We start from the raw sequence: 22,272 nt of genomic DNA on the forward strand, positions 1-22,272 counted from the left end.
AAAACAGGCCTGACACTATTTAAAACCCCATAAAAAAATAAACACCGGAAGATGGAAGTAGAAGTAAGAAAACTAAAAATTGAAGATTACGAAGAATTAAAAGCATCGATGATCGAAGCCTATGATGGCCTCGGCGGTGTTTGGCGCGAGACCACGATAGCGCAGCTACTGACGCTTTTTCCCGACGGGCAAATTTGTATTACCGTTGACGGCAGGGTGGTTGCCTGTGCCTTATCGATCATAGTGAATTATGAACTCTTTGGGGATGAGCATACGTATGAAGAAATCACAGACAATTATCGCTTTGGCACCCACGATGACAGCGGGGATGTATTGTACGGCATTGAAGTGTTTGTGCATCCCGAATTCAGGCAGCTGAGGTTAGGCCGCAGGCTCTACGATGCCAGAAAAGAACTTTGCGAAACCATCAATCTCAAAGAAATCAAAGTGGGTGGGCGCATCCCCAATTATCATAAACACAGCGACACCTTAAGCCCGAAAGAGTATATCGCCAAAGTAAAAAATAAAGAGATCTACGATCCCGTGCTCAGCTTTCAGCTGGCTAATGATTTCCATGTAGTGAAAGTGTTGACCAATTATCTCAAAGGTGATAAGGAATCGAAAGAATACGCTGTTTTACTGGAATGGAATAATATTTATTATTCGAAGAAGAAAAACGCGATGCGCGACAGCATCATCCGGCTGGGCCTGGTGCAGTGGCAGATGCGGCAGTTTTCGAGCCTGGAAGATTTTTATGGCCAGGTTGAATTTTTTGTTGACACACTCAGCGCTTATCAGGCTGATTTTGCTTTGTTTCCCGAATTTTTCAACTCTCCTCTTTTAGCAGAATTCAATCATTTGGATACGAGAGAGGCGATGTATGAGCTGGCCAAAAAAACAGACCAGATCAGAACCAAAATTGCCGAGCTGGCGATTGCTTACAACGTCAACATTATTGCCGGCAGCATGCCGGTGGTAGAAGATGGCAAACTGTATAATATTGCTTATCTCTGCCACCGCGATGGCAAACTGAGCGAATACCGAAAAATCCATATCACGCCCAACGAATCGCGCTATTATGGCATTACCGGCGGCGACAAAATCAAGGCGATTAATACCGATTGCGGCAAGATCGGCGTATTGATTTGTTATGATGTTGAATTTCCGGAACTGTCGCGCCTGCTGGCTTTGGAAGGCATGAACATTTTGTTCGTCCCTTATCTTACCGATACCCAAAATGCGTACACGCGGGTGAGGCATTGTGCGATGGCGCGCGCTATTGAGAACGAATGTTATGTGGCTATCGCCGGATGCGTGGGTAATTTGCCCGGTGTAAATAACATGGACATACAGTTTGGACAGGCGGCCGTTTTCACGCCATCCGATTTTGCTTTTCCGACCAATGCTGTAAAAGCAGAGGCCACTCCGAATACGGAAATGACGCTTATTGTGGATGTTGATCTGACGCTTTTAAAGGAATTACACAATTATGGTTCGGTTAAAACCATGAAAGACCGCAGAACCGATTTGTATGAAGTAAGAAAGATAAAAGTTAAAAACTAAATGTTTTAAGCTTACGAGGCCGGGCCTATTGGCTTCCGGCTTCGTAAAAAGAGCATCGCAATAGCAACGGTAACGATACCCATCACCAACGCTCCCAGCATGCCCTGGATCGCATAATTTTTGTAATTAAAATTGGCCTGCGCGGCAGCGGTGGTTTTGTAATAGCCCAATTCAACCGAGCGTTTTATGACATTGGGAAAGTATTCGGGTGTGATAATATAAGACGTAATCCACTGCGTTAGCGGACTTAACAGCGCAATGATGACAGAAAGTATAATTCCGGAAATCAGGCCTTGCGTGTAGGTCATTTGGCCTTTGTAAAAGTTGTTTTTCTTGTCTTTCAGCGCCAGCACCATCATCCAAATGGCGGGGATGGCAAAAAGGTTGGTCAGGTACAGGTGATAGTCGATGTATGTATCGTGTAATCCGCTCCATTTTTCCAGCAGCATCCAGATTAATCCGGCAACCGAAAAAATAAGGGCCCATTTAAATTCGATGCTGAGATTTTTCATGTGCCGTTTGTTTGAACGTTTTGAGAAGGCAATTTATTATCAACCCTAAGTTACTACAAAGCCGGGCGATTTAGCTTTCCTTTTTTGGCTGTCGCGGGTGATGCCACTTGTGCTTTCTCAAAATGTCATTCCGATTATGAAAATCGTCCCAGCCATTGCCTTTTCCAAGTTTTTTATTTGATCAAAAACGTGAAGCCAAAAACGGGCGGCGGGAAATTGTCACAAGCTATGTGCGGCGGGAACTACTATCGCCGGCCATGCTTTACTCACTTATAAATTGGCATTCGTGCTTGTTATAACTTCGACAAGGCAAAACCTTTCTACTCTAATGAATTATTTAACAAAATTAATCGTAGGATAATAAACCGAACTCTTTCCCTTATGTATTCTTACAGAACTTACTATTATCAAAATAACGTTCAATAGATATAACGAACCTACCAGAATAGTGGCATAAAAAAATATGCCACTATACGCCTTAAAATCGACTTCCTGTAACGCAACTGTATTAAAGAATAAACTGAAATGTTTTATTGTTATAATCAATCCGATTATTGATACGACAATAATCCATGTAATCTGAAAATTCACAACTCGCTTTGCTAAACTACTGAGATTTTTAATTTTGTCTTTCTTCATCATCCACAACAGTAGCGGTACAATGACACCTAATATCGGAAATATTAAAAAGCTCAGAGCTGACAAATTAAACCCTACAAGAAAACCTCTATCTGATAGTATACGTTGTTTGAATAAATCTTCTGGAGTTAGGTCAAATAAAGTAGCCAATCTTTTAATCGAATCTCCGCGTGGTTCGGTTTCTCCATTTTCAATTCGTTGGATGGTGCGCAAACTCAGTCCTGTCTTTTCTGAAACATCCTCTTGGGAATATCCGTTTTTGTTGCGTAACTCTTTAATTTTTTGTGCCAATTCGTACATAATCATTTTTTACTTTTATGATCTTGGAGCACAAAAGTAAATCCTTACTACCTTTCATCAAACGTCATATTTACGTCATTTTAGCGTCATTAGTGACTTTTTGGACAAATGATGGCAAAAGATCTCAAAAAAAACCCGAACCTTTTGAATTGGTCCGGGCTTTATCAGTATCTAATGTTTCTTTTTACGCTTCGCAACTCGAACAAGTCACCAAGCTTGTTACTAGTTCCTTGCTCACGCTCTGGCTGCGCTGGTAATACAATGTTTTTACGCCCAGCTGCCATGCTTCAATCATCAGCTTGTTAACATCTTTCACCGGCAAATTGCTCGGTATATTGAGGTTGAGGCTCTGGCTTTGGTCTACATATTGCTGGCGGATAGCAGCCTGCTGCACGATTTCCAGCTGACTGATTTCTTTAAATGTTTTAAACACATCTTTTTCCTCCTTCGTCAGCCCGGCCAGTTGCTGCACACTACCGTGGTTCAGCATGATGCTGCGCCAGGTATCTTCGTTATCCATTCCTTTATGCTCCAGCAATTGCTTCAAATATTTGTTCTGCCGCATAAAGTTTCCTTTTGCCAGGCCGGCTTTGAAATAGTTGCTGCTGAACGGTTCAATACCCGGAGAGGTCTGGCCCAGAATAGCAGAAGAAGAAGTTGTAGGCGCGATGGCCAGCAAAGTTGTGTTTCTTTTTCCGTAGCCTTTCAACACGGGCGCTTCGCCGTAGATGCGTGCCAGATCGGCCGTTGCCTTTTCAGCGCGCTCTTTAATATTGCTGAAAATGATATTGGTCAGTTGTTTCGCACGCAACCCTTCAAAAGGAATCATATTCCTTTGCAGGTAAGAATGCCAGCCTAAAACGCCCAGGCCCAAAGCGCGGTGCCTTTTTGCAAAACGGTTGGCGCTGGCCAGGTAATGATTATCCTCTGTTTTAGCAATAAATTCCTGCAACACGGCATCGAGGAAGAAAATAGCCAGGCGCACCGCATCTGTGTCCTTCCACTCATCATACAACTCAAGGTTCATCGACGACAGGCAGCAGATAAACGACTCGTCGGGCGACGAAGGCAGCATGATCTCCGAACAAAGATTGCTGGCGTTGATCGCATAGTTCAAATCCTTATAAACCTGCGGTTTGTTGCGGTTTACATTATCTGTAAAAAATATATACGGTAATCCTTTTTGCTGACGGCTTTCTAAAAGCTTGGCCCACACTTCCCTTTTCTCTTTGTCGCCGTCGATCATGTCCTGCATCCAGTAGTCGGGCACGCAAACGCCTGTAAACAGGTTTTGTATAGGATGGCCGATACTTTTAATCTGTAAAAATTCGTTGATATCCGGATGGTCGATGTCGAGGTAGGCTGCAAAAGCGCCGCGACGTACGCCGCCCTGGGAAATAGTATCCATGGCTGTGTCGAACAAACGCATAAAACTTACCGCGCCGCTACTTTTACCGTTATCGGTTACTGCACTGCCGCGGCCCCGCAAACCCCCAAAATAACCCGATGTTCCACCACCGATTTTAGTTTGCATGATTACCTCGCCCAGTTTGTGCGTAATACCTTCAATATTATCAGGAATATGCACGTTAAAACAGGAAATAGGCAACCCTCTTTCTGTACCCATATTGGCCCAAATCGGTGAGCTGAGGCTCATCCAGCCGCGCTCTACCATTTCCATAAACGCCTCCTTCAGCTCCGGCTTATACAAACGCTGTGCAGCCGCACCGCACACGCGCTCGATCGCGCCTTCCACCGACTCTCCCTTCAGCAAATAACCCCGGTTGAGGATTTGTTCGCTTTCGGAGTTTTTCCACCACATTTTTTCTGTCAACAATTCTTTAGATATCATTGGGTCCATTACTTCCATTTTGTACAGTTTTTAACAGGTTTGTAAGTATATTGTTTAACGGGCTTTGTTGCTGGTTGATGACTTAATGGCGCTTAGTTTATTGTCATTTGCCATTCATTCCTTAAAACAAATCATCCGCGGTAATGCTCTTATCATGCTTGGTATAATCTACCGGGCGCTTTGCAAAGAAATCGTCCATGCTGTTGGCAAACACTTCTTCTTCAAACCAGCGCATGGGGCGGTATTGTTCGCTGCTGATAAAGTATTGGGAAGGAAGGCCGATTTTATTCAGGCTTTCGTCAACACGAAATTTGATAAAGTTTACCAGGTCTTTTTTATTGATGATATCCACTTCGCCTTCTTCAAAAATCCAGGTCAGGATTTGTTCTTCAATTTCGATGGATTCTTTAACCATATCGGTAATGCGCGATAGCACTTCTTCGTTCAGTACTTCAGGGTATTCTTCTTTTATTTTATTGATCAGATAAATACCCGCATTGGCATGAATCTGCTCGTCTACAGAAGTCCAGGCAATGATATTGCTTACATTTTTCATCCAACCTTTAAAACGCGTAAAGGAAAGGATGATCGCAAACTGGCTAAACAGGGAAACGTTTTCTATTAAAATCGTAAACAGGATCAATGCAATGCTGTACTCCTGCTTGTCGTTAGATTTGATGTTGCTTAATACGCCGGACAAATATTTGATCCGCTCTTTAATGATGGGCACTTCTATCAGCCTGCCAAACTCGTCGTTGTAACCCAACACTTCCACCAGCCTTGAGTAGGCTTCGCTGTGTCGGAACTCGCATTCTGCAAATGTCGCGCCGAGTCCGTTGAGTTCGGGCTTGGGCAAGTGGTTGTACAAGTTGCCCCAGAAAGATTTGACCGAAACTTCGATTTGCGCGATAGCCAGCAAAGCGCGTTTCACGGCATTGCGTTCGGAGGCGGTAAGGTGCGAATGAAAATCCTGCGTATCGGCAGTGAAATCCACTTCAGAATGTACCCAAAAAGAATTGTTGATCGCCGAAGTGAATTTCAACACTTCCGGGTACTCAAAAGGCTTATAGTTTACGCGTTTGTCAAAAAGTCCCATGCTCTTAAAATATTTTCAATGTTTGTTAAGATAGTATTATCAATTTTCTTTGCGGCGTCCTTTTCCTCCGTTGGCTTCTATAAAATAAGTACAGAATTTTAAAAAAACCTTCAAGATATTATGCACCTTATGTGGAAAACCCCGCTATCCCTTTTCTATAAGGCGTTTTAATTTTTCACTTCCCCCAACCCGTTTATCCGCCAGCGTTTCACGCTCTTCAGCCGCTGCATTACGCCACAGTCCTTATCAGCGACGGCTTCCCGGCCGGAGCTACAATTTTTTAAAAAATAGCTCCGATTATTTTATGTATTACTATAAAATTTTTCGGAAAAAACCCGGGAACAGTTGCACAAGTTATGGCAGTGTTAACTCCTCCCAAAGGCCGAATGCAAACTTAAAAAGTTAGCCACAGAAATTAAAAGCATCTTATACACACAATGTGCGAAACTTGACTTGCAACGTATGACAAGCTGATAAACCGGGTGTTATGAAAGAGTTTTTTAACACAAATGAGCGGGGTTAGAAAAAAGGCCTGGCACCGTCATTTTTCCGGGTCGTAGCAGGCAGCGAAGGCAACTTACAGACAGCAAATGATTGGAGCCGCAGACAGGCTTTCAGCCAACTTTATCTCTTGAAATTTATTTCGTAAATTTTAGGCCACAATTTCCCTGTAACATAAACTTTTTTTGTCGCCTCGTCGTAAGCGATTCCATTGAGTTCACCAGAATTGGGCTTCAGGCTTTTTACCTCCCTTACGATTGCAGATAAATCCAGTTTCCCAACAACTGCTCCTGTTTGAGGATCAATTTTTATAATATTTTCTGTAAGCCACACATTTGCATAAATAAATCGGTCAATATATTCTAACTCATTAAGACTGTCTACTTTATAACCGTTCTCCGTTACAGCAAGTGTCTTTACTGCCTTCCCCGGTTCCGATGGATCGAAGTAAGTCAGTTTATGAGTTCCGTCACTCATTATAAGAAACGTTCCGTCAGTGGCCATACCCCACCCTTCCGCATTTAAATAAGAAAACGCGCCTATCTTCTCTAAATTTTTAGCGTTATAAATGAACCCTTTCTGTGATTAATAAGTTAGCTGATAAAGCGAATCATTAAGTATGGCAATTCCCTCTCCAAAATAGGCGTGCTTATCCAACCGGACTTTTTCGGTGAACTTTCCCGTTTGTAAATCACTTATGCCAATACGTGATTGAGTGTAAGGAATATCGTCCGGCGACCCTGTACTCTCGAACAACAGTCCTTTATAAAAAATCAGGCCTTCAGTAAATAAGCTCGTATCGTGGTCGTAGATATTAACTGTGGTATAACTTATTACATTTTCGAAATGCGTAGAAAGATCCCGGTCAGCGTTTTCCCCGTCTGAATCGCCCGATATACAACCCGACAAAATATGGATCAACAAAAGGAGAAATATTACGGCCCTTAGCATTATATCAGGTGTTTTGATAAAGATAACGAATGCCAAAAAAACGGATGTAAAAGCCTTCGTTCAAAACTTTACATCCGTTGTAAAAATAGTGGGGGTGATTAATGTTTAAAATGCCTCATGCCCGTAAGTACCATCGCCAGATCATTTTCCTTGCAATATTCAATCGAGTCCTTATCGCGGATGGAGCCGCCGGGTTGTATAAATGCGGCTACGCCAGCTTTGTGAGCGATCTGCACACTGTCGTTGAAAGGGAAAAATGCATCGCTGGCCAGCACCGCACCTTTTAAGTCAAAACCAAATTGCTTTGCTTTTTCAATCGCATGCCGAACGGCGTCTACACGGCTGGTTTGCCCGGCGCCTTTGCCGACCAATTGTTTGGCTTTCACCAGCGCGATAGCATTTGATTTAAGATGCTTGCAAATGATGTTGGCAAATTCGAGGTCAGCACGTTCCTCCGCTGTTGCCTCGCGGCCGCCCTCTTCTTTCCAATCGGTGTAAGAACCCTCATCTGTCGCCTGTTGCAACACTCCATTTAATACGGATTTAAATTGCTTTTTAGCCTCGGGCAATGCTTTCAGTTGCAACAGAATCCTGTTCTTTTTAGACTTCAAAATATTTAAAGCTGCTTCATCAAACGCAGGCGCAATCAATACTTCAAAGAAAATTTCGTTGATCGCATTCGCTGTTGCTTCGTCCACCGTTCCGTTGGTGATCAGCACGCCGCCAAATGCGCTTTCCGGATCGCCGGCCAAAGCCACTGTCCAGGCTGCTGCCGTAGCAGGCCGTGCGCCAACACCGCATACATTGGTGTGTTTTATCACCGCAAAAACCGTATCGGCGTCTTTCGGAAATTCCGCAATCAACTGAACGGCTGCATCTACATCCACCAAATTGTTATACGACAATTCTTTACCATTTAGTTTTTCAAACAATTTGTCGTAGTCACCGTAGAAAACGCCCTGCTGATGCGGGTTTTCGCCATATCGCATGATTTTGGGGTGCGTTTCGGAATGAGAGAAGTATTGTACGTCGTTGTTAGTGGTATTAAAATAATTCGCGATCGCCACGTCGTAATGCGCTACTATTTCAAAGGCTTTCGCCGCAAAAGATTTGCGTTGCTCTATCGATGTTGCCCCATTTTGAGCTTGTAATAAATCGGTGATGGCTGCGTAATCTTTTTTAGCAGCAACAACCAAAACATCTTTAAAATTTTTCGCTGCCGCCCGAATCATCGACGGCCCCCCGATGTCGATTTTTTCGATGATTGCTTTCTCCTCCGACGTAGATGCGACCGTTTCTTCAAAAGGATACAGATCAACAATGACCAAATCAATTTCAGGAATTTTATATTGCTGCATTTCCTGCACATCGCTTTCAAGGTCCCTTCTTCCCAAAATACCACCAAACACAGAAGGATGAAGCGTTTTCACCCGGCCACCGAGGATGGAAGGATAAGTCGTGAGGTTTTCAACCGGCACAACCGAGATGCCAAGATCTTCAATAAATTTTTGGGTGCCGCCTGTAGAATAAATGGTGATGCCCAGCCGGTCTAATTCTTTTACGATAGGCTCCAAACCGTCTTTATAAAAAACTGAAATGAGTGCTGATTGAATTTTTTTGTTCATGATAGAGATATGATAAAGATTGATTTAACTTAAAGCAAATGTTACGGCCGCATCCGAATGAATTTTCGTGGTATCAAAAGCTGGTACGGAAAGGTGTTGCTGCTGAATAAGCAAAGGAATTTCAGTACAACCCAATACCACCCCTTCCGCTCCGTTGGCCACTAACTGATCAATGATTTGAAGCAATGAGGCCCTCGTTTCCTCCTTTACAATTCCTTTATAAAGTTCGGCCTCGAGCTTTTCGGCAATATAGGCTCTTCCAGCTTCATCAGGAACCACGGTTTCAATCCCTTGTTCGGCAAGTTTGTTTTTAAAAAAATCCTGCTCCATGGTGAACCGCGTGCCCAACAACGCCACTTTTTTCAATTCTTGCGCTTTAATAACTGCCGCCGTTGCTTCCGCCACATGGATAAGCGGCACCTGGATGTGGGTGGCGATTCTTTCTGCCAATAAATGCATCGTGTTGGCGCAGAGTAAAATACCTGCTGCACCTGCCTTTTGTAAACTATCGCAGGCCTCGCTGAGCAATTGAAAAGTGGCGTCCCAGTCGCCTTTCGTATTATTATCGTGAATCTGCTGGAAATTAACAGAATAGATCAGGCATTCCGCGTAGTTGAGGCCGCCAAGCTTGCGATTGACGCCTTCATTAATATACCTGTAATAATCTGTCGTGGAAACCCAACTAATGCCTCCGACTAAACCCAGCTTTTTCATGCGAAATGTATGGTTTTGAACGCGGGGCAAATGTACGCTAATGCAGGCTCATTACAAAAGCCCCCTGCGTAGCCACATCATGGCAGGGAATTTTAAGGTCAGCGCAGTCCTTTTTCCAGTAGTTCGCTTTCCAGGCCGGAACGGAGGCATCGATAACAATGATGCCCGGCAAAATATGTTTAGCCAGATTCGAAATATAAATGCGCGGGTTGCCGGATAAGATTATCAAATCGGCTTGAACAGGCCGCTCCTGTGGTACGGCCACAAACGCAGTATCGACCCAAACGATCTTTTTTTTATAGAATTGAATGAAATGCTTCTTTTTTATGACGCCTGCAAGCCGGCGGGCAGGGCTTACGCGATGCATGACACGCGAGGGCGCTAGTATAAAATTATATAAAGATGGATCTTGCAAAAGACTTTCATCACCAAAGAATTGCACGCGCCTTCCGGCTATAAAATCGATGGCGGTGGATCGGCCAGCATTGTAAATGACGAGTTTTTGCTGATGCGCGGCCTCGAAAAAAGAATAGCTTCTAAATAATAAAAACAGGACGAGGCTGGCGCCGGCCATCCAAAGCCCAGCGTGAAGTTTTCGCATCAGCCAGGCTGCAAGCCCCGCCATAATTATGAAGAGCAAAATCACCTGCACTACATTCACTGAAATACCAGCCCATAAAGCCATAGGAAATCTTTCTACACTTTCGATAAAGGAATTGAGCCACCAAATGACGGCTTCCAAAATATCGCCCCAAACAGCAGCACAGGCCTTTAACGGTGAAAGCAAAACGAGAATCAGCGTGCCCACCAATACTGCCGTTGAAGCCGGCACCACTACTAAATTATTCAGCAGAAAATAAACAGGAAACTGGTGAAAATAGTAAATACAAAGCGGCGTGGTGATGATTTGCGCGGCAATACTCACAGCCGTGAGCTTCCACACTTCGTTGAGCATGGCGTTCTTTATAAACAACAAATCATAAATTGGCTTGTAAAAAACGACAATGCTTAACACCGCAGCATAAGACAATTGAAATCCAACATCCCACAATGAAAAAGGATTATAACAAAGCTGACAAAAAGCTGCGGCACCCAGTATATTGTAGATGGATGCGTTCCGGCTTATTTGCTTGCCAAGCGTTATAAAAGTAAACATTACCGCCGCCCTTACGATAGAAGCCTGCGCGCCGGCCAGTAATGCAAAGGTCCACAAAATGAGGAGCACCAGAAATGCATGCAGCCATCTTGTTTTCTTTTGCGCCAGCAAAGGACGCAATAGCAGGTTGATGATAAAATACAAATAAGTGAGATGCATACCCGACACCGCTATTACATGGACGACGCCCGTGTTAGTGTAGGATTGCAGCAGGTTTTTGTCGAGGTCATCTTTATAGCCGATCAGCATTGCTTCCGCAAGCCCCTGTTCTTTTTGTCGGGAAATATTCGCCTGAATGGCGGCCAGCACATACCGCTGAATCCGCAGCAAGATGCGTTTATAAGCCGGCAAGTCATTGCCTGATAACTGTTTGTAATCCGCTGCCGTTAAATAAACCTGGTGTGTGATCCCATTAAAAAGGGCATACCGTTTATAATCAAACCCGCCGGGATTGCCGGCATTGCGGATTTCCTGCAATTTTTTCCTAAAAAGTAACCGGTCGCCTGCTTTGAGGCGGGCATTAAGGCTGTCCTTTTTGAAATAAATAATTATCGACCCACGCACAACCTGCTTTTGGCTGCCGCTTGTCCTATATTCCAGCGATGCTTCTGCTTTGTAAGACCGCTGCTTGCGGATCAACGGCTCTTTTAAAGAAACGAGCAGGGTTTGATCCTGATCACCCGCATACCCTACCCAATGCGGATCATGGCGGATATCCTTCAGCCAAACCAATAACATGCCCAAAGCGCCCATGGCGGCAAGGATGGCAACACCCTGCCATTGGCTATGCTTCAATCTAAAAAAGTGGCCGCTACCTTGTATAAAAAACAGGAGGGCAACCGCCATTGTTAAAAGCGTTATACTGACACTAACAGGCAACCTTCCATACCATTGTATGAGAATTCCGGCGGTTAGCGGCACCAGGAGTTTTATGACGGGGTTAGGTTTTAAAAACATAAGCAGCCTATACCCAGTTCGTTTTGGAGATTTTCTTAGGTTATAGTGCTACTAAGTTAGGGAAGAAAACAGGTTTGATCAAGCCTTACGCCTTAAAATCCAACCCTTCTTCTTTTAAAGCAGTGCGCAAAACCGGTATCGCAGTTTTACCAATGCCATGAAGCGCGAGGATCTGCTTCTCGGCGTAGGTGGCCAGCTTTTTTAATGAGAGAATTTTTTCAGATTCCAGCGCCCGCCGGGCTGGCGCGCTGAGTTTCGATAAGAAAGCCGCTGCCGGCTGTCTTTCCTGTTCGCAAACAGGACAAATAGGACAATCGCTACTTTTATAGTAACGATGTCCATTGGGGCAGGTTCTTAAAGTTTTAGTACCGCGTATCATTTTTCAGGGCGTATATTTTTTTATAGCAAGAATAAGATACCAACAAAATGGCCAGAAAGATCAGCGGCATAAAAGTTTGAAAATTACCGACACCGTCGATGACACCGTGAGAAACCGCCGCCGATATAAAGGTAAACGCAAACCCTGCATAAGCCCAGTCTTTGATCCAATGAGCGAAAGGAATAATTAGTATAACCGAACCGACGATCTTGAATGCTACCAGTAAATTTCCGAAATAGACAGGATACGATAAATGCGCCAGCCCTTCTTTGGCAAGTTCGCTTTGAGAATAAAGCGCCGGCATGACGCCTTCCCATAAAACGATAATTACGGTGGTAATCCAATATATAATTTTTGTGGCTTTCATTGTTTGAAGTTTTAGAGGTAATGAAATGATGAGCGCTTGTTTATGCCGCCTCTGCATATTTTTTGAAGTTGTCCAGAATCGCCTGCCAGCCTTGTTGCTGCAGCTCAAGTGAGTTTTGGCTTTCGGCTTCAAAATGTTCTTCTATCTGCGTGTTACCGTCGGCGATTTTGGTGAAATGCACTTTTACTTTTCGCCCGTCATCCAGAGTAAATTCCAGATACCTGGCTTCATCAACCTGATCAAAAATGCCGGCATAATCGAAACCAAAGCTACCATCCTTTGCCTCCATCCGATAAGAGAAACGGCCGCCCGGCTTTAGTTCGTGCACCGCACTCGGAGCATGCCAGTCAGGAGAAGCGCTATTCCAATTTTGAATATCGGCAGGAGTTGTCCAAAGCTTCCACACTTTGTTTACCGGCGCATGAACGGTCGCTGTTACTTTGAGTGTTGTAGATTTTGCGTTCATAATAATTTGATTTTATTAATGCAAACATACTTCCGCTTTTATCACATTCAAATACACAATGACGACTATTTACAGGCAATTTGCGACAGGCCTGGTTTTGATCAGTCGGCTCTTACAAAAGGGTTATTATTTTTTTCATAGCCAATGCTGGTGCCGCCGCCATGGCCCGAATAGACCTTTGTTTCATCGGGCAACACATATAATTGTGTTCTGATGGAACGCTCAAGCTGATCGTAATTACCGCCGGGCAGGTCGGTGCGGCCAATGCTGCCGGCGAATAAAACATCGCCGCTAATCACATACCCATCTTCCTGGTTATAAAAACTAACGCTTCCCGGAGAGTGGCCTGGCGTAAACAGAATAGCCAGTTCCTCATCGCCAATGCGGATGGTTTCGCCGGGAATCAACAACTTCATGTCGCCGGCATAGTTTTCGAAAGGAAGATTGTACATTTCTGCGGAGCGGGGCGCAAAACTCAAAACCATTTTTTCTGCTTCATGCAAATAAAGCGGTAGTTGCCAGGTCTCGCTGACAAACTTGTTTCCAAACACATGATCCAGATGGCAGTGCGTGTTCAAAAGAAGTACCGGCCGAAGTTTCCTCGACTCAATAAATTGCTTTAACTGCTGTCTTTCTTCTTCAAAGTAGCAACCGGGGTCGATGATGCAACAATCGCCATTGTCGCTATAAAGTATATAGGTATTTTCCTGGATCGGATTAAAAGTAAATTTCTGTACTGCTAACATGGAAACTATTTTTTTTAAAAAGCGGGTGGCGAAATTTGTCCGTATTTATTGACCAACCATAAAAAAGGACAACCATTAGCTCACACCGCTTAGATTTGCTTTTGCAAAAGTAGCTGTTGCTGACAAAACATCTTATGAAACACAATCTCAAAACAATCGTAGATTTGCACCTGATGAAATTTACCCTTAAGTTTTTAATCCTGTGCTGTTGCCTTTTAGGGCCGGGCGCTATTTTCTCACAAAAAACAATCAGGGGTTTGGTAAAAGATGCGCACAGCGAAGACCTCATTCCTTTTGCATCTGTAACTTTTAAGAATACCAATATCGGGGCGATCACTGATTCCCTGGGTCAATTTTCTTTTTCGATAAATGACTGGCCTTCCGACACACTACTAATCACCTATGTGGGCTATGAGGCTTTTTATCTTCCGATCGACATAAAAAAGGAAGTACTGGATGTGACCATATCGCTGGAGCGCGCGATGGGCGATGTAGTCATTGTAAGATCAAAAATTGACAAAGGCCTTTGGCTGTGGAAAAAACTGGTAGAACATAAACCCGAAAACAACCGGTATAAATTCGACAATTTCTCCTACGAACTTTATAACAAACTTGAAATAGATTTAAAGAATTTTCAGACGCTGCAAAAAATTGCAAAGTTCAAGCCACTGCGTCCGATCAACGATCTCATTAATCAAAACATCGATACCTCGGAAGGTATCAAGATCCTGCCGGCCTACCTTACCGAAGCCATCAGTAATTATTATTACCAAAAAAAACCCCTGAAACGACGAGAGGAAATTTTTGCAGCCAATACCAACGGCGTTAAAAACGAAAGCATGGTTAAGTTTCTGGGCGGCATGGACCAGGTGATTAATGTTTATAATAATTTCATCAATGTTTTTAATAAAGAATTTGTAAGCCCTGCCAGCGAAAATGGCGATTTCTATTATAAATACACTGTTAGCGATACGCAATATATTTCCGGCGAGCGCTATTATCATCTGCTGTTCAGGCCGCGACGCAAGGGGATGAATACTTTCGAAGGCGACTGCTGGATTCATTTTGGCAGTTATGCCATACAAAAAATGACGCTTGCGCTGGGCAAAGATGCGGACATTAATTTCATGGACCGGTTTAGCTATATCCAGGAGTTTAAGCGGCTGGCCGACAGCAACTGGTTTGTAAGCCGGGAAAAGCTTGTGGTTGACGTAGCGCCGGTGGGCAACAAAACGCCCGGGTTGATTGGAAGAAAAACCAGTACCTATCGCAACATTGTCGTCAACGACACGTCGGTGGTCAACAGGCTGAAGCTCAACAAGGAGCTGGAGGAAATTGTAACCGCCCCCAACGCACAGCAAAAAGATAAAACCTATTGGGAAACCGCGCGGCACGAAGAGCTATCGCGGTCGGAGCAGAATATTGTGAAAATGATCGACACTATTCTCACCACACCGGTTTATCAAAAGCTTACCAAACAGTTGGAATTTATAGGCACCGGTTATTTTAATGTCGGCAACGTGCAGTTTGGCTCGGCTTACAATTGGTTTTCGGGCAATGCCTGGGAAGGCTTCAGGATGAGATTTGACGTGGGCAGCAATAAACATTTTAATAAAAAGTTTTTGTACCATAGCTATCTCGCTTACGGATTTAAAGATCAAAAGGTAAAGGGCATGGGTGAGCTTTTCTATCTGCCCAAAAAAGATCCGCGTCAATATTGGTCGCTGTCTTACAAAAATGATCTTGATTTTGGCCAACGATATTATGGCGAAATTTCATCAGACAATATATTCTCCTTTGCAGTGCGCAAGCCGGGTGTGGCCATGAAATTTATCAACCTGGAAGAAACGAACTTTGAATTTTTCAATGAGCTGCGCAATGGCTTTTCCGTTAAGCTGGCGGCAAGCAATAAGACCTACACTCCTTTGGCTAATCTTTTACCAGCGACTATGATTGAGGAAGGGCTTGGTAAATTGAGCTCCACCGAATTTTCAGTCAGGCTGCGTTTTGCTTTTCTCGAAAAATTTATAGAATCGACTTTTTACAGAGCGAGCCTGGGCAGCCCTTATCCGATTGTAGAAGCTACGTACACCAAAGCGGTACCCGGTATTTTAAACAGCCGCTATCATTATTCGAAACTTTTAGGCTCCGTATCTGATTATATCAAAACGCCGCCTTTTGGAGTAATCAATTATCAGTTATATGCCGGCCGCACATTTGGTTCGGCGCCTTATATGTTTCTGGATGTGGCGCCTGGTAACGAAATGTATTACTATAACAAATATGCATTTAACACCATGTTGCGCTATCAATATATCCACGATCGTTTTGCGGGAATTAACTACGAGCATAACATCGGCAACGGTATTTTCAAAATATTGCCGCGCTTAAAGTTCAGACAGTTTTATACCGTCAAAGCGTTGTGGGGTTCTATCAGCGAAGCCAACAAGCAACTTAATTTTAAAGAGGGAAGTAATTTTCTTTCGTTAGATGGAAAGACTTACCTGGAGCTGGGAACCGGCGTGGATAATATTTTGCGCGTATTACGTGTGGATTTTATCTGGCGCGTGCTTCCTGATCAGCAGCCCACCCCTACCATGAAAAATTTTGGAGTTTTTGGAAGCTTGCGTTTCAACTTTTAATGACTAATACCTTTCGGCTCAGCAACACCCCCCGGGCCGACCTTTCCTTTATCGCCTTTATATTGAAGCCAAAAACTAAGCGCGGCGATAGGACAGGCCCCATAGCCTAGAACATTTACAAAGTTCATTGATTAAATTTGAACGAAATTAGCGCTATTTTACAGCCTTCAAACCTCACGTAGATTTCTTGTTAAGCAGGCAACTTATATGCAACCGCTTTTGAAAAAACTGATTATGATCTTTTCCTGGCCAACGCTGTTTGCTGTTGGCATGCTTTACAGCGCTTTAGGGTTGGGTCAAACGCAGGACATTTTCAGAAGGCTGGGCGTCAACGATGGGCTAAGCCAGAATTCGGTTAGGGAAATTTTCCAGGACCGGCAGGGTTTTATATGGATCGGCACCGGAGACGGCTTGAACAGGTATGACGGCAGGCGGATTAAAAAGTATCGCGAGAGTTTCCGCAGCAAAAGCCCGAAGGATTTTCCCGGCAAAATCATCAGCGGCCAAATGGTGGAAGACGATCAACAAAACCTTTGGATGCTGGTGGATGGCCAGGTGGTGCGCATGCATATGCCCACCGAAACATTTACCATTATAAAAAAAGTCGGCAGGGATCTTGAATGCCGCATCCTGCGCCTTTGTGGCCCACAGCTATTTGTTTCCATACCAGACGCAGTGACCATCATCAACATCCATAACTTATCGTCAAAAACAATATTGTTAAAAAACACTTTCGGCATTTATCAATCGGGGGCAGAGCCGGCTCTTTTGTTTATAAAAGACTACAGCGTTTACAGTTATCATATCAACAGCAGGCATTTCACAAAACTGGTTCAATCGCGGAGCGCAATCAGCAATGCCGCCATGGGCCACCCCTCCTCTTTTTTGTTTTTATCTGCCAACCAAATACATGAGTATCATTTAACAGAAAGAAAAATAACCGCGTCCTATCCGTTACCCTTCGATGAAGCAACCAATAAATACGTGGTGCCGCTGCGTGCTGCCAAAACGCCGCAAGGCAATATCATTGCCGCGGCGATTAGCCAAGGCCTTATCATCCTTGACAGCGCCAGGAAAACGGCGCGAGTTTTTCAAAACACGGCGCATGATCCGTTAAGCCTTTCTTCCAATTTAATATATACTTCGCTTATCGATCAGTCGGGCAACCTTTGGCTGGGCACTGAAGGCGGTGGCGTTAGCATACTCGACCTCAAGCCAAAACTCTTCAATGGCTTTCCGCAAGCGGCTATTGCCAATAAGGAAAGTTCGCTTTTGATGGTAAAAAGCATCTTTTTTCAGGAGCCTCATATTTATGTCGGCACCTATGATAAAGGGCTGTATGAAGTAAACCGGTTTACCGGAGGACACCGAAAAATATTTGAAGCGGAAAGCCAGGATGCATCTCAGTTTCATGGCGTATTTTTTATAAAGAAAGATTCGAAAGGGCAGGTTTGGATGAATATTGGGCCAAAGGTTGGTTTTGTTGATTTTAAAAAGCAGCAGTTCATCAAATCTGTTTATGTGGAATACACGCGAAAAGGGCGCAGCCATAACATTGTTCAATGCTTTGAACAAATAGGTGATCATAAATACATAGTCGGCACTTTCTACAGCACCTATCTTTTGGAATATGACGGCGATGAAATGAAACTTACTGATCTGGGCCTTTTGGATCATCGCTTTGAAGATGACATACAAACCATTCACCTTAAAGAAAACGGAGACATTATGATCGGAAAGGGAAGCGGCAAAGGATATATTGTCGCACGAATATCTGATCATCATCAATGCCGTGTTATAGAAAGCCGCTTCAATAATCTTACCGTTAAGCATATCTATCGGGATACGCTGCGAAAGGCGTTTTGGATGGCTACGAACGTAGGGCTTGTCATACAGAAAGACTCAGGAGAACCGCTGGACATCATCGACGAAAAAAACGGTTTGAGCAACGATTTTATTTACGGAATCTTACCGCAGGATGATTACATTTTTTGGGTAAGCACGAACAAAGGCCTCAACAGGATACAGCTTGATAAGAGCCGGGGCATTGTGGTTAAAAGTGTAGAAAAATACGACATTCAACATGGCTTACAATCAAACGAATTCAATACCGGCGCCTTTTTTAAATGGAAGCATTTGCATTTCTTTGGCGGCGTCACGGGTATTAACTGGTTTGACGAAAGACAATTTTTCTATCGCAGCTTTAAAAGCCGCTCTTATATCACCGAGGCTTTAATCAACGAAAAAAACCTGCTGTCGGATACGGCCATCAACTTTTTAAAAACACTTAGATTACACTATGATGAAAACAATATTGCTATCCGCTTCGCAGCGCTGGATTATACTAACCCTCAGGTTATTCAATACCAATACAGGCTGAAAAATTATGATAAGCAATGGATTGATGCGGGCCATACCGGCGAAGCACGATACAGTAAACTTCCGCATGGCAATTATACATTTGAACTAAAAACGGGAAATCACGAGGGTGTTTGGTCGCAGCCCGCGTCTTTACTCAACATCAGCATTGCGCCGCCTTTCTGGCTTACATGGTGGTTCAAAATCGGCACACTGTTATTTCTATCGGCCGCCGTCTATTTTGCCATCAGGTTTTACCTGAAGCGCCGCATCGAAAAACAATTGCGCCCAATCGAAAAAAAACTGGCCGTTAACAACGAACGGTTGCGTATTTCAAGGGATATGCATGATGAACTGGGAACCGGCCTCAGCAAAATTGCCTTGCTTTCGGAAGTAGGCAAAAAAAGCGGTACCGGCGATGCGCGCATTATCAATGAGATCAACGCCACTTCGAGGACGCTTGCAGATAAAATGGGGGAAATTATCTGGACGCTCGATCCTCAAAACGATACGCTCGGCAACCTGGCTGCTTATCTCAAAGAATATATTTACGAAACCACCGAGGCCCTGCCCGTCAGTGTTTCAATTAATTTCCCCGAGACAATTCCTGAGGCGACGATAGGTAATTTTCAACGGCAGCAGCTGATGCTGGTTACCAAAGAAGCGCTGAATAACGCCCTGAAATACGCCCGTGCCAGCGAGATTAGTTTTACATTTTTGATGGATGGCAATAAGCTGATCTTTTATTTGCGCGACAATGGGGTCGGCTTTAACTGCAACACTCCACTAATGCCAAAAGGCGGTAAGCATAACGGACTGGCCAACATGAAAAACAGGATGGAATCGATTGGCGGGCAATTGGCTATACAATCAGACAACGGGACAGAAATCTGCTATAGCATGGAAATATAAATACTACTTTTTTACCGCTGCCGCGCATGTAAGTGTCGATTAACTTTAACTAAGTTCATCAATCATGGAAACCCCAAAAATCAAAATTGCGCTTATAGAAGACGAGGAAACGATTCGCGATGCGTTGCTTACTTTACTTTACCTACAGGAAGAATTGGAAGTAGTGGCGGCTTTTTCGGATGGCGAATCGGCTTTATCATATCTGGAGAAAAAACCGGTTGACGTGTTGCTTTTCGATATTCAATTGCCAGGCATTTCCGGAATTGAAGTGGTAGCCAAATTGAAAGTACTTCATGAGGCGATGCAATGTATGGCGCTTACGAGTTATGACGATGCCACAAATGCTTTCAATGCGCTAAAGGCCGGCGCTACAGGCTATATCCTAAAAAACACGGGGCCAGACAAACTGGTCGAAGCCATTAAAGACATCCACATGGGCGGATCGCCGATGAGCAGCCAGGTAGCAAGATTGGTCGTGCTGGATTTTGCAGCCACACGGTCACAGCAAACTTATTCCGAGCACTTGTCGCGGCGCGAAAATGAAATATTACAATTGCTTTCAAAAGGATTTCGCTATAAAGAAATTGCAGCACAGCTTTATATCAGTATTGAAACCGTGCGAACGCATATCCGCAATATTTATGAAAAATTACAGGTGAAAACCAGGGCCGAAGCGCTTTCGAAGATAAATAGCTAAGCGAATACGCGACTTCATTTTACATCAAAAGCCAAAACTGGTTAGAACTTTTTCATCATATCTAAATCAACCTTTATGAAAATCATATATGTTTTTATAGCCAGCGTTTTGCTTCAAACGGCATCGGCACAACAAAGCCTCACTTTTTCTTTGCCATCGCATCCTGGCGTAACCGCAGTGTATTCCGGCGCCATAAAAAATGGCAAGGCGAATGGCTACGGCGAAGCCGATACCTACGTCAACGGCAATGCAGACGGCCACTACAAAGGTTATTGGAAGGACAACAACTTTCATGGACAGGGTACGCTTTCCTGGCCAGACGGTGGTTTTTATAATGGTGATTTTGTAAATGGGTTGAAACACGGCAAAGGCACGCTTTCCTGGGGCGCCAATAACCAATGGAAAGGCGATAAATATGTGGGCGATTTTGTAAATGATCAACGTACCGGAACTGGTACTTACACCTGGGGAAATGGCGACACCTATGCCGGCGGCTGGCTGAACAATCTGCGCCACGGCTACGGTAAAAACACTTACGCTAATGGAAAAGTTGATGAAGGACAATGGCAACAAAACATCTTTCAGGGCAATCAAAAAAATCTGACTGTTAGCAATAATGGCGTCACGCCTCAGCCCGTTTCCGAAAATGCCACGGAGCTTTTTAAGCGCGGTGTGGACAATCTTAACGCAAAAAAATTCCAGGAAGCCATTCTTAATTTTACCGAATACCTACGCGCAAAACCTAATGACGGAGCCGCGTATCTTAATCGTGGCCTGTGTTATCTTGAACAGAGAAAAAATGAGGCCGCCAAAACCATGCTGGAAGAAGCCAAAATTTATATTGAACTGAAACCCGGCGAAGCGCCGCCGAAAAGTGAAAACAGCGTTTTGGCTATTGCAGATTTCACAAAGGCATTGCAGTTAGACCCCCAACGGTATATGGCTTACTATTTGCGTTCTGAAATCTACCGGAAAGAAAATGATTGGGCAGCCGCAACGAAAGACTACGAGATGATCGCCACATTAAACCCCGACTATGAGCGCTATCCGTTTCTCAAAAATATAAGCGTTACGATGGTTAAAAACAGAAACACGTTTGCAGAAAATCTATGGATTCGCACATTGGATTTGGGCATTACCATCGGCCGATCAAAAGAGTATCAACATACTTTAGAGGGCGACAATTTAGCCCAATCCATAAAGAAAACAGAGGAGAACGAAATTATTTACAAAGGCAACATCTTAAAGCTTGTCCGCATTATTGCTCCTGTAAATTACTATTCTTATGATATGCGGGGTGATTGCTATAAAGCCCTCGAAAACTGGGCATCCGCCATTGCCGATTACAATGACGCGCTGAAATTAAAACCCGATGAAATCTATACCATAGAAGGCCTTGCAGATTGTTATGCACAACTGGGACAGTACGAGCATGCGCTGGCCGCCTATGGCCGCATCATAGCGATGCCTTTTTCTGAAAAAGAATCCTACAAAAAAAACCAGGCCTATTATCAGCGAGCAGCCATATTTGAAAAGCAAAGCAAGCTCGACGCAGCGATTGCTGAATTGGATGAGGTGATTGCCAACAACCCTAAACATTATGCTGCGTTTTTTAACCGCGGCAGGGTTTATCTTAAAAAAGGAAACAAGCAAATGGCAAGGGCTGATTTTGTAAAAGCCTCCCAATCGCCGGGCATGCTGCGTCTTGCGCAGGAACAGATAGACAAACTGGATGGAAAAAAATAATACATCCAGGCCAACAGTGGCTCGGCGCGGGATGCAAACCCATTAGCACAATTACTACTTTTTTCACATCCTGCTGCAGCTATCGTCATTTTA

General features: G+C 44.0%; 16 protein-coding genes and 1 pseudogene. 5 read left to right on the forward strand and 12 right to left on the reverse strand.

The genetic code is table 11. The annotated features are described in order from the left end of the window. Positions 1 to 51: 51 nt before the first annotated feature. Positions 52 to 1,563 (forward strand): carbon-nitrogen hydrolase family protein, encoded by a 1,512-nt coding sequence (locus ABDK00_RS15940; RefSeq protein ID WP_346236340.1) that lies wholly within the window; start codon positions 52 to 54, stop codon positions 1,561 to 1,563. 11 nt (positions 1,564 to 1,574) lie between these two features. Here the strand turns inward: ABDK00_RS15940 and ABDK00_RS15945 are convergent, their stop codons facing one another. The 12 genes and pseudogenes from ABDK00_RS15945 to ABDK00_RS16000 all read right to left on the reverse strand — a co-directional run bounded on the left by ABDK00_RS15945 (position 1,575) and on the right by ABDK00_RS16000 (position 13,824). Further along, positions 1,575 to 2,075, reverse strand: coding sequence for a DUF4199 domain-containing protein (locus tag ABDK00_RS15945; RefSeq protein WP_346236339.1), 501 nt, complete (start codon positions 2,073 to 2,075; stop codon positions 1,575 to 1,577). A 333-nt stretch (positions 2,076 to 2,408) separates the two neighbouring features. Then, positions 2,409 to 3,020 carry a helix-turn-helix domain-containing protein gene (locus ABDK00_RS15950; protein ID WP_346236338.1) on the reverse strand — a complete coding sequence of 204 codons (612 nt, stop codon included), beginning with the start codon at positions 3,018 to 3,020 and terminating at the stop codon, positions 2,409 to 2,411. Between the two features lie 178 nt (positions 3,021 to 3,198). Further along, a complete protein-coding gene (locus ABDK00_RS15955; protein ID WP_346236337.1) occupies positions 3,199 to 4,875 on the reverse strand; it encodes a ribonucleoside-diphosphate reductase subunit alpha in 1,677 nt (558 codons plus the stop codon). Positions 4,876 to 4,987: 112 nt separating this feature from the next. Then, the gene (locus ABDK00_RS15960) at positions 4,988 to 5,962 is read right to left on the reverse strand and encodes a ribonucleotide-diphosphate reductase subunit beta (protein WP_346236336.1); all 975 of its coding nucleotides are present in this window, start codon (positions 5,960 to 5,962) and stop codon (positions 4,988 to 4,990) included. A gap of 624 nt (positions 5,963 to 6,586) precedes the next feature. Next, positions 6,587 to 7,414: pseudogene (locus tag ABDK00_RS15965) on the reverse strand (glutaminyl-peptide cyclotransferase). Between the two features lie 98 nt (positions 7,415 to 7,512). Beyond that, positions 7,513 to 9,039 (reverse strand): bifunctional phosphoribosylaminoimidazolecarboxamide formyltransferase/IMP cyclohydrolase, encoded by a 1,527-nt coding sequence (purH, locus tag ABDK00_RS15970; RefSeq protein WP_346236335.1) that lies wholly within the window; start codon positions 9,037 to 9,039, stop codon positions 7,513 to 7,515. 24 nt (positions 9,040 to 9,063) lie between these two features. After that, positions 9,064 to 9,753 (reverse strand): aspartate/glutamate racemase family protein, encoded by a 690-nt coding sequence (locus tag ABDK00_RS15975; RefSeq protein ID WP_346236334.1) that lies wholly within the window; start codon positions 9,751 to 9,753, stop codon positions 9,064 to 9,066. 37 nt (positions 9,754 to 9,790) lie between these two features. Next, entirely contained in the window at positions 9,791 to 11,866 is a 2,076-nt protein-coding gene (locus ABDK00_RS15980; RefSeq protein WP_346236333.1) for a ComEC/Rec2 family competence protein, read from the reverse strand. A gap of 85 nt (positions 11,867 to 11,951) precedes the next feature. Beyond that, complete coding sequence (locus tag ABDK00_RS15985; protein ID WP_346236332.1) at positions 11,952 to 12,245, reverse strand: RNA polymerase alpha subunit C-terminal domain-containing protein; 294 nt, start codon at positions 12,243 to 12,245, stop codon at positions 11,952 to 11,954. After that, positions 12,229 to 12,612, reverse strand: a complete 384-nt coding sequence (locus tag ABDK00_RS15990) for a DoxX family protein (RefSeq protein ID WP_346236331.1) — start codon at positions 12,610 to 12,612, stop codon at positions 12,229 to 12,231. The genes ABDK00_RS15985 and ABDK00_RS15990 overlap by 17 nt, the downstream gene beginning before the upstream one ends. Before the next feature lie 40 nt (positions 12,613 to 12,652). Continuing rightward, entirely contained in the window at positions 12,653 to 13,078 is a 426-nt protein-coding gene (locus ABDK00_RS15995) for an SRPBCC domain-containing protein (RefSeq protein WP_346236330.1), read from the reverse strand. Between the two features lie 101 nt (positions 13,079 to 13,179). After that, positions 13,180 to 13,824 carry an MBL fold metallo-hydrolase gene (locus ABDK00_RS16000; protein WP_346236329.1) on the reverse strand — a complete coding sequence of 215 codons (645 nt, stop codon included), beginning with the start codon at positions 13,822 to 13,824 and terminating at the stop codon, positions 13,180 to 13,182. 134 nt (positions 13,825 to 13,958) lie between these two features. Here ABDK00_RS16000 and ABDK00_RS16005 point away from each other — a divergent pair, with 134 nt between their 5' ends. The 4 genes from ABDK00_RS16005 to ABDK00_RS16020 all read left to right on the forward strand — a co-directional run bounded on the left by ABDK00_RS16005 (position 13,959) and on the right by ABDK00_RS16020 (position 22,179). After that, positions 13,959 to 16,466 (forward strand): DUF5686 and carboxypeptidase-like regulatory domain-containing protein, encoded by a 2,508-nt coding sequence (locus ABDK00_RS16005; RefSeq protein WP_346236328.1) that lies wholly within the window; start codon positions 13,959 to 13,961, stop codon positions 16,464 to 16,466. A 234-nt stretch (positions 16,467 to 16,700) separates the two neighbouring features. Then, complete coding sequence (locus tag ABDK00_RS16010) at positions 16,701 to 19,736, forward strand: sensor histidine kinase (RefSeq protein ID WP_346236327.1); 3,036 nt, start codon at positions 16,701 to 16,703, stop codon at positions 19,734 to 19,736. Positions 19,737 to 19,800: 64 nt separating this feature from the next. Further along, positions 19,801 to 20,433 (forward strand): response regulator transcription factor, encoded by a 633-nt coding sequence (locus ABDK00_RS16015; RefSeq protein ID WP_346236326.1) that lies wholly within the window; start codon positions 19,801 to 19,803, stop codon positions 20,431 to 20,433. Positions 20,434 to 20,508: 75 nt separating this feature from the next. Then, the gene (locus ABDK00_RS16020) at positions 20,509 to 22,179 is read left to right on the forward strand and encodes a tetratricopeptide repeat protein (protein ID WP_346236325.1); all 1,671 of its coding nucleotides are present in this window, start codon (positions 20,509 to 20,511) and stop codon (positions 22,177 to 22,179) included. The last annotated feature ends 93 nt before the right edge of the window (positions 22,180 to 22,272 follow it).

The sequence above is a fragment of the Niabella insulisoli genome, from assembly GCF_039652435.2.
In the GTDB taxonomy this organism is placed as follows: domain Bacteria; phylum Bacteroidota; class Bacteroidia; order Chitinophagales; family Chitinophagaceae; genus Niabella; species Niabella insulamsoli.

Coding starts and splice junctions, on each gene's coding strand:
- ABDK00_RS15940 (WP_346236340.1), top strand. CDS start 52: ATGGAAGTAGAAGTAAGAAAACTAAAAATTGAAGATTACGAAGAATTA.
- ABDK00_RS15945 (WP_346236339.1), bottom strand. CDS start 2,075: ATGAAAAATCTCAGCATCGAATTTAAATGGGCCCTTATTTTTTCGGTT.
- ABDK00_RS15950 (WP_346236338.1), bottom strand. CDS start 3,020: ATGATTATGTACGAATTGGCACAAAAAATTAAAGAGTTACGCAACAAA.
- ABDK00_RS15955 (WP_346236337.1), bottom strand. CDS start 4,875: ATGGACCCAATGATATCTAAAGAATTGTTGACAGAAAAAATGTGGTGG.
- ABDK00_RS15960 (WP_346236336.1), bottom strand. CDS start 5,962: ATGGGACTTTTTGACAAACGCGTAAACTATAAGCCTTTTGAGTACCCG.
- purH (WP_346236335.1), bottom strand. CDS start 9,039: ATGAACAAAAAAATTCAATCAGCACTCATTTCAGTTTTTTATAAAGAC.
- ABDK00_RS15975 (WP_346236334.1), bottom strand. CDS start 9,753: ATGAAAAAGCTGGGTTTAGTCGGAGGCATTAGTTGGGTTTCCACGACA.
- ABDK00_RS15980 (WP_346236333.1), bottom strand. CDS start 11,866: ATGTTTTTAAAACCTAACCCCGTCATAAAACTCCTGGTGCCGCTAACC.
- ABDK00_RS15985 (WP_346236332.1), bottom strand. CDS start 12,245: ATGATACGCGGTACTAAAACTTTAAGAACCTGCCCCAATGGACATCGT.
- ABDK00_RS15990 (WP_346236331.1), bottom strand. CDS start 12,612: ATGAAAGCCACAAAAATTATATATTGGATTACCACCGTAATTATCGTT.
- ABDK00_RS15995 (WP_346236330.1), bottom strand. CDS start 13,078: ATGAACGCAAAATCTACAACACTCAAAGTAACAGCGACCGTTCATGCG.
- ABDK00_RS16000 (WP_346236329.1), bottom strand. CDS start 13,824: ATGTTAGCAGTACAGAAATTTACTTTTAATCCGATCCAGGAAAATACC.
- ABDK00_RS16005 (WP_346236328.1), top strand. CDS start 13,959: ATGAAACACAATCTCAAAACAATCGTAGATTTGCACCTGATGAAATTT.
- ABDK00_RS16010 (WP_346236327.1), top strand. CDS start 16,701: ATGATCTTTTCCTGGCCAACGCTGTTTGCTGTTGGCATGCTTTACAGC.
- ABDK00_RS16015 (WP_346236326.1), top strand. CDS start 19,801: ATGGAAACCCCAAAAATCAAAATTGCGCTTATAGAAGACGAGGAAACG.
- ABDK00_RS16020 (WP_346236325.1), top strand. CDS start 20,509: ATGAAAATCATATATGTTTTTATAGCCAGCGTTTTGCTTCAAACGGCA.